Source organism: Methanobrevibacter sp., assembly GCF_045611865.1.
In the GTDB taxonomy this organism is placed as follows: domain Archaea; phylum Methanobacteriota; class Methanobacteria; order Methanobacteriales; family Methanobacteriaceae; genus Methanocatella.
Genome location: NZ_JAZKXX010000052.1, coordinates 21,816 through 29,831 on the forward strand (window position 1 = coordinate 21,816; position 8,016 = coordinate 29,831).

Here is an 8,016-nt window from a genome sequence, read left to right on the forward strand (position 1 = left end):
TATTTAACAAAAAACATATTCTATACTAATAAAAATTTTAAATTGATTCTTATGGTAGAAATTTTTGATAAACTCGGTTATAAAAAACAGACTTGTAAAACCTGTGGTCAGGAGTTTTACTCACAAGTGACTAGAGACACCTGTGGAGACGCTCCGTGTGATGAGTATGAGTTTATTGCAAACCCTGCATGTGATAAATCATACAATCTATATGAAATCCAACAGGTTTTCAGAGAATTTTTAGAAAGTGAAGGACACACTCATGTCCACAGATACCCTGTACTTGCCAAAAGGTGGAGGGACGACGTGTTTTTGGTTGGAGCATCAATCTTCTGTTTCCAACCTTGGATTACTTCAGGCCTTGTAAAGCCACCTGCAAATCCGATTGAAATGGCACAGCCTTCAATCAGGCTCAACGACGTTGACAATGTCGGACGTACAGGAAGACACATGACCTGTTTTACAATGGGAACCCACACTGTTATAAACAAGGAGGATGACTTCATCTACTGGGAAGATGAAACCATCAGATTATGTCACGAGTTCTTTGCACATATCGGAATTAACACAGAAGAAATTACTTTCATCAAGTCCTGGTGGGCCGGTGGTGGTAATGAAGGGCCATGTTATGAGGTTTGTTGCAGAGGAGTGGAACTTGCAACACTGGTATTCATCCAATATGAAACTTTAGAAGACGGTTCCAAAAAGGAAATCCCAATCAAGGTCGTTGATACCGGTTACGGTTTGGAAAGGATAGCATGGATTTCACAGGGAACCCCAACAGCATATGACGCATGCTTTGCACCTGTCGTGGATAAACTTAAGGAATTGACTGGTGTTGAAATCGACGAGGACATTCAGGGAAGAAACGCCCAAATCGCCGGAATGATGGATATTGAAGATATTGGGGATTTAAAAGAGTTACGCCAACAAGTGGCAGAATCATTAAACCTTTCACTAGAAGAATACCTGAAAGCAGCAGAACCTATGGAAGCTATTTACATCATTGCAGACCATACCAGATGTCTGGCATTCATGCTTGCAGACGGAATCATTCCATCCAACGTCAAGGAAGGATATCTTGCACGTCTAGTTTTAAGAAGAACCATAAGATTCATGAAGGAACTAGATATGAAGGAGTCTCTTGCAGATGTAATGGCGATTCAGCTTGATTTCCTATCCAAGTTCTACCCTGAAATCAGGGACTCAGAAGAGCATATCATGAATATCATTAAATTAGAGGAAGAAAGATATGCAGCAACAGTCAAAAAAGGAAGAAGCATAGTCAAAAGGTCAATCAAAAGGCTCAAAAAAGAAGGAAAATCAGAAATGCCTTTGGACATGCTCATAGATTTGTATGATGCTCATGGAATTCCTCCGGAAACTGTTGTTGAAATGGCAGGCGATGACTTTACAGTAAATGTTCCGGACAATTTCTTTACTCAGGTTGCGGGGGCTCACGAAAAGGACACTACCAACAAAAAAGAATCATTTAAAGTTGATTTCCCAGAAACTGAGTTACTATTTTATGAAGACTTCAACCAGAAGGAATTTGAAGGTGAAGTTCTAGGCCTTGTTGAAAAAGATGGGGACAAATGTTTGATCTTCGATAAAACAACATTTTACCCTGAAGGAGGAGGTCAACCTTCAGACATAGGTAGTGTTTCCATTGAAGGTTCTGACTTTAAAATACATCATGCTGAAAAAATTGACAATGTTGTCTTGCATCATGTAGATGGAGACATTACAAATGATGTAGTCGGCAAGAAAGTCATAGGTGAAATTGATTGGAACCGCAGAATCACACTTGCACGCCACCACACAGGAACCCACCTTGTAATTGCAGCGGCAAGAAAGGTATTGGGCAAACACATATGGCAGGCAGGTTCTCAAAACGGACTTACAAGGGCACGTATTGACCTTTCACACTACAAACGTATCACTTTAGAAGAGCTCAACGAAATAGAAAAATTAGCTAACGAATACGTGATGGACAACATAGACTTGGACATCAAATTCCACACAAGGGATGAAGCACAGGAGCTATATGGATTCGTGCTCTACCAAGGAGGAATCGTTCCGGGCAAAATGATTCGTGTAGTAAAAATCCCCGGAGTAGACGTACAGGCATGTGCAGGTACACACGTCATGAGGACAGGTGTTGTGGGACCGATTAAAATCAACAAGACAGAAAGGGTTCAGGACGGTGTTGAAAGGATTGACTTTTCAGCAGGACTTGCTGCAATCGACTCAATCCAGCATGACGCAGAGCTCTTAAGAGAAAGCTCAGCAACATTCAAGGTAGAAAACGATCAACTTCCGAAAACCTGTGAAAGATTCTTCACAGAATGGAAAGCGCAGAAAAATGAAATCGACAAGCTAAAGTCAGAAATTGCATCATTGAAGATGAATTCTTTAGCTGATGAATTCGATGAAATCAACGGCTTGAAGGTTGTCCACCAGCTAATCGAAGCGGACTTCAAGGAGCTTCAAAAAATGGCAACAGACTTCACTGACAATGGAAAGGCAGATGTTGTCATTATGGGAAATAATGACGGTAAAATAGTTGGTGCGGCTTCTGAGGTTGCAATTGATGCTGGAATTAAAATTAACGAGATTATCAAAACTGCAGCAGGTGTTTTAGGTGGGGGCGGCGGTGGCCGCTTGACCCTTGCGCAAGGTGCAGGTAAAAATGCAGACAAGATGGATGAAGCCATCCAAACTGCAGTTGACTTGATTAAAGGATGAATATTTCATCCTTCATTACTTTTTTTATGTTTTTTGAGAAATATCACTGTAACAATAATTGTTAAAATAATTGATAGCACATTGGCAATCATCGAAGGCAGTTTCAGACCTTCCGGAGCCTGCAGGATATACCCGAAGGTAATCAATGTGCATACGATTGCCGGAGCCAGGGTAATAATGTATGGTTTTTTCTTTTTCATAAGATAGACTGTTGCAGAAAGAAGTACGGCTACGCCGATTATCAGTTGAGCCCATGCAACATATCTCCACACGATGGTGAAATCAACGAATGTCAATGCATATGCTGCCAAAAACAATGGAAAGGCTAATTTCAGCCTTGAAAGCAGTTTTTCCTGGTTGATGTGCAATTCATCAGCCATTGTAATCCTTGAACTTCTAAGCGCAGTGTCTCCGGTAGTGATAGGACAAATCACAATGCCCAGAATCACTATAATTAGGCCAATAGGTCCGACGAGTTTGGTTGCCATTTCATGAATCGCAACAGTCGGTGTTGCTGCATATATCGCTCCAAGCTGTGGCTGGCCATGGAAAAATGCAAGAGCAATAGCTGCCCAACAAAGAGCGGTAAGACCTTCAAGAACCATCGCTCCGAAAAACACGGGCCTTGCATCCTTTTCTGTTGTTATGCATCTTGCAACAATCGGTGACTGTGATGCGTGAAAACCGGAAATCGCTCCACAGGCAATGGTGACAAAGAGGAATGGGAAAATTGCTTTGTCAGTCAGATAAAGTCCAGGGGTTGTAAATTCGGGAATTGTATATCCAGGATTCAGTAATAGTCCTCCGGTCATCAGAATTACCATAAGGATGAACAATATTCCAAAGATAGGATATAATCTTCCGATAATCTTGTCAACCGGCAATACTGTTGCAATTAGGAAGTAGATAAATATTATGGATGTCCAGATGAATACTGGAGTGCTTGTTAATGTGGCTAGTAATGCAGCTGAACCTGTTGAAAAGATTGCTGCAACAAGAACGCCTGTTATGACGGTAACGACTGCAACGAATTTCTGCACAGTTGTGCCTAAGTATTTGGAAATGATGCCGGGCATTGTCAAACCGTCGTTTCGCATTGATAAAAATCCTGAGAAAAAATCATGGGTGGCACCTACAAAGATTGTACCTAATGTAATCCATAAAAATGCTGATGGGCCGAATAATGCACCTTGTATAACTCCAAATATTGGTCCCAAACCAGCAATGTTTAAAAATTGAACTAAAAATCCTCTAATTCTTGAAATTGGAGCATAATCAACACCATCCTCAAGTCTTTGCACAGGTGTTTCAACATTCTCGTCAACACCGGCTGTTCTTTCGATAATTTTTCCGTATATGAAATATGATGCAATCAGTGCTAAAAAACAGATTATGAAGCTATACATAATTTATCATTTGTTCATGATAATATTTAACTATTGAACATTTGATTAACTGATATGGGGAAAATCACAACAAAAAAGAAAGAAATAAAAAGTTCCGGCTATCAAGGCACTGAAACTTAATATTTATAAATTATGAAACAATGATTATAATATTAGGTGATATTATTAAAAACAAATATTTAAAATTCTTTTTATTCACATCTATTTTATTTTTATGTATAGGGGTGGTTTGTGCTCATGAAAATAATATGAGTGCTGATGGTGACTTATCCGGCAATGATAATTCGCAAAGCCACAACATTAAAGATTTAATAGATGAATGTGAAGATAATGGAACAGTCCAGCTTCAGGAGGGTTCATATTATCTTGATGCAAAAAATGAAACTCACATAATCCTGAATAAAACGATAACAGTTGAAGGAATCGAAGGAAAAACAATAATTGATGGAAACAATACATATCTGTTCCTTGACGTTAATGAAACAAAGGATAAAATAGATATGGACTCTCTAAGAATAGTGCCTTGGCGTGACGGTTATGTCTTCAAGAATCTGGGTAAAAACGTTACCTTTAAAAACATAGTATTTAAGGACATGACAATGACCACATGGCATGAAATGACATTCAAAAACTGTCAGTTCGTAAATACAACATTCACCAGTTATGAATTTGGAAATGCCTTTGAAAACTGTAGTTTTGATAAATCAACTATTGAAATAGTGCTGTTCCTGGGATACGATGCTGACATATATAAGGATTATTCAAAAATCGTGAATTGCAACATCTATGACTCACTGATTACATATAAATACGTGTATACTCCGTCCTACATAGCGATTGTCGGGGGCACACCATTTTTCACAAGAAACAGCCTTGATTTAATAAATTCCACAATATGCTGTTCAGACATAAGGCTGTCCAACTACAATGTCACAATCAAATCCTCTGATTTCAACAATACTCGTTTGATTGGAGGTTCCGACAGCATAAACATTGAAAACACAAACTTCAACAACCAGACAATATGGTTAGGCCTTTCAGAAATGAACTTCAATCAGTCCAACATTACAGATACAGTATTTGACTTTTCAGGAGGATACTTCGGAAAAGGATCTCACATTGTCATGGAAAACACCATCCTAAACAACTGCAGCATGGAAATTTCTCCTGATTACGGCTCCAGAAAAAGCAGCTTGAAAATCAGAAATTCACTTGTCAACAACACGGAAATAGAATCAACCGATGCAAACGTTTTAATTGACGGTTCCGAGTTCAACAAATCTGAAATTGAATTTTTCTTCTCAGACGCCCAAATCAAAGGCTCCACATTCATTAATGATGGAAATATTACAGAAACAATCAAAACCAGAGCCTACACTATAGTTTGGGTAACTGATGATAATGAAACTTTCAGGCCCGTAAAAAAAGAATGCCAAGTGAAGACCAATTACACTGTTGAAGACTCATACTTCATAAACGGCACAGGAAAATATGAAATAACCAATGAAGACATCAACATGGACACCACCCATAAAATAATAATCAACCAAAGCAGCGTTTATTATTTCAATGACAAATTGGTTATTCAGGTGCTAGATTATACTGGCGAACCTGTAAGCGGCCTTGAAATATTTATTAGGGATTTAAATGAGTATAAGTATCCTATGCCTTCTGTAAAAACAGACAATGATGGAATGGCTTCATATACCTTAAGCGACATAGGTAATTTAAGCTTATATGTTTACTATACAACCATGGGAATGGAATATCGTGATTCCGAATATGGAATAAACTTGAATTTAACTGTCCTGCCAACAGTGACAGACATCAAGATTACCAAAGTTAACTTTGCTTCAAACAAATATTCAAAAATCAACAGCGCCCTGAAAATAAAGGCAATAGCCAGCAAAGGCAATTTGAATGACCTTAAGTTTGCATATAAAGTATACACTAACGGCAAGGCAAAAACCTACTACTCATACACTAATTCAAAGGGAATAACCACATTCAAAATTCCTAAAACACTAACAGCAGGATCACATAAAATCGAAATTCGTCTTTTAAACACAAATATCAAAAAAACAATGACTGTAAAGATTGCCAAAGCCAAAACAAGTGTTAAAGCTCCTAAAGTAGTTAATAATTTTAAAAAATCCAAATACTTTAAGGCAACTGTCAAATATGCAAAAAAAGCTGTTAAAAATGTCAAAGTTAAAATTAAGGTCTATACAGGTAAAAAATATAAAACATATACTGTAAAAACAAACAAAAAGGGAATAGCGAAAATCAACACCAACAAATTAAAAGTTGGAAAACATAAAGTAGTTATTTCATCAGGAAACAGCAATTATATAATTTCAGCTAAAAGCCTGATTACAATTAGATAAAATTAAAAGGAATATTATTTAAAAATAATATTCTTTCATCTTTTTTTAAACTTTCCTGTAAAAATACAATGCAGTAATGTCTTTTTTCTAAAGTTTTATTAACGATTAAATAAAAATCTAGTATGGAAGGGATTAATAAATTAATAGAGTTGTTTTAATGAATCATGATTTGATAATTGCAAGATATGGTGAAATAGGACTTAAAAGCCCAAAGATAAGGTCACGTTTTGAAAGGAAATTGGTAAAGAATATAAAGGCCACATTTGACTGTGAAGTTATAAGAAACCAGGGAAGAATCTACATTTTCCCGGAAGACTTTGATGAAGGAATAGAAAAGCTTAACAGAGTATTTGGTATTGTTTCATACTCTCCGGCAACTTCAGCAGAGGCAACCTATGAAGACATTGACGATACTCTTTCAAAATACACACAAAACCTAATCGATGAGGGCGTTCTGGATGAAAACACTAAATTCGCCATCAAATGCCGTCGTGTCGGAAAGCACGATTTCACATCTCAGGAAATGGCAGCACACTGTGGTGGAGTTGTAAGGAATGTAATTCTGGCTCCGGTTGATTTGACAAACCCTGATTTGACAATATTTGTCGAAATAAGGGAAGATGACGCTTACATTTTTCATGAAAAAATAAGAGGTCCTGGCGGACTTCCTTTGGGAACACAGGGAAAAGTTGTAGTATTGCTTTCAAGCGGTATAGACTCTCCTGTTGCAGCATATCTTATGATGAAAAGGGGATGTGAAGTAGTAGCGCTTCACTGCAACAACGATCCTTTTTCAGGCCCGAAAGTTACTGAAAACTTCAACCTGTTGGTTGACCAGCTCAACATCTATGCAAAAGGCACCCCGATTAAAAGGAGAGTCATTGACTATGGTGAGTATCTGACAGTTGCTAAAGAGAAGGCTCCTGAGAAAATGACCTGTGTCTTGTGCAAGTCAGGAATGTACAGGATAGCTGAAAAGCTGGCTCAAAAATTAGGTGCTGATGCGATTGTTGACGGAAGCAGTGTCGGCCAGGTGGCATCACAGACATTATCCAATATTTTAGCCACCCGTTATGGTGTGGAAATGCCGATATTGTCTCCATTGATTGGTTTGGATAAAGAAGAGATTACCAAAATCGCAAAGGATATTGGTACTTTTGAAATATCCAAGATTGATGATGGGGGATGCAGTGCCGTTCCAAGATATCCTGAAACCCGTGCCGATTTGGAGCGTGTCAAACAGGCTTGTGAAGATATGAATCAGGATGAAGAAATTCAAAAGGCATTTGAAAATATCAGAAAACTTGATTAAGTTTTCACTTTTTCTTTTTTTAATACATAATAATTAAATACTATCCAAATCATAAATAATAAATGTCTAGTAAATAATTAATTTACTAATTTTGAGGTATTAAAATGAAAACTACTGTTAGTGTAATTAAAGCTGATATTGGAAGTGTGTCCGGACACTGTGT

Annotated in this window: 4 protein-coding genes; 3 read left to right on the forward strand and 1 reads right to left on the reverse strand. The window is 37.7% G+C overall.

Translation table 11 applies throughout. The features are described from left to right. The first annotated feature begins 51 nt into the window (after nt 1–51). On the forward strand, nt 52–2,748 hold the full coding sequence (gene alaS, locus ACKI32_RS05135; RefSeq protein ID WP_407414167.1) for an alanine--tRNA ligase: 2,697 nt from the start codon (nt 52–54) through the stop codon (nt 2,746–2,748). A gap of 5 nt (nt 2,749–2,753) precedes the next feature. On the opposite strand, the gene ACKI32_RS05140 is transcribed toward alaS, so the two are convergent. Next, nucleotides 2,754–4,154, reverse strand: a complete 1,401-nt coding sequence (locus ACKI32_RS05140; protein WP_407414169.1) for a carbon starvation protein A — start codon at nt 4,152–4,154, stop codon at nt 2,754–2,756. 248 nt (nt 4,155–4,402) lie between these two features. Between ACKI32_RS05140 and ACKI32_RS05145 the strand changes: the two genes are divergently transcribed. After that, nucleotides 4,403–6,541 (forward strand): hypothetical protein, encoded by a 2,139-nt coding sequence (locus ACKI32_RS05145; protein WP_407414171.1) that lies wholly within the window; start codon nt 4,403–4,405, stop codon nt 6,539–6,541. A gap of 157 nt (nt 6,542–6,698) precedes the next feature. Continuing rightward, complete coding sequence (gene thiI, locus ACKI32_RS05150) at nt 6,699–7,853, forward strand: tRNA uracil 4-sulfurtransferase ThiI (protein WP_407414173.1); 1,155 nt, start codon at nt 6,699–6,701, stop codon at nt 7,851–7,853. Nucleotides 7,854–8,016 lie beyond the last annotated feature (163 nt).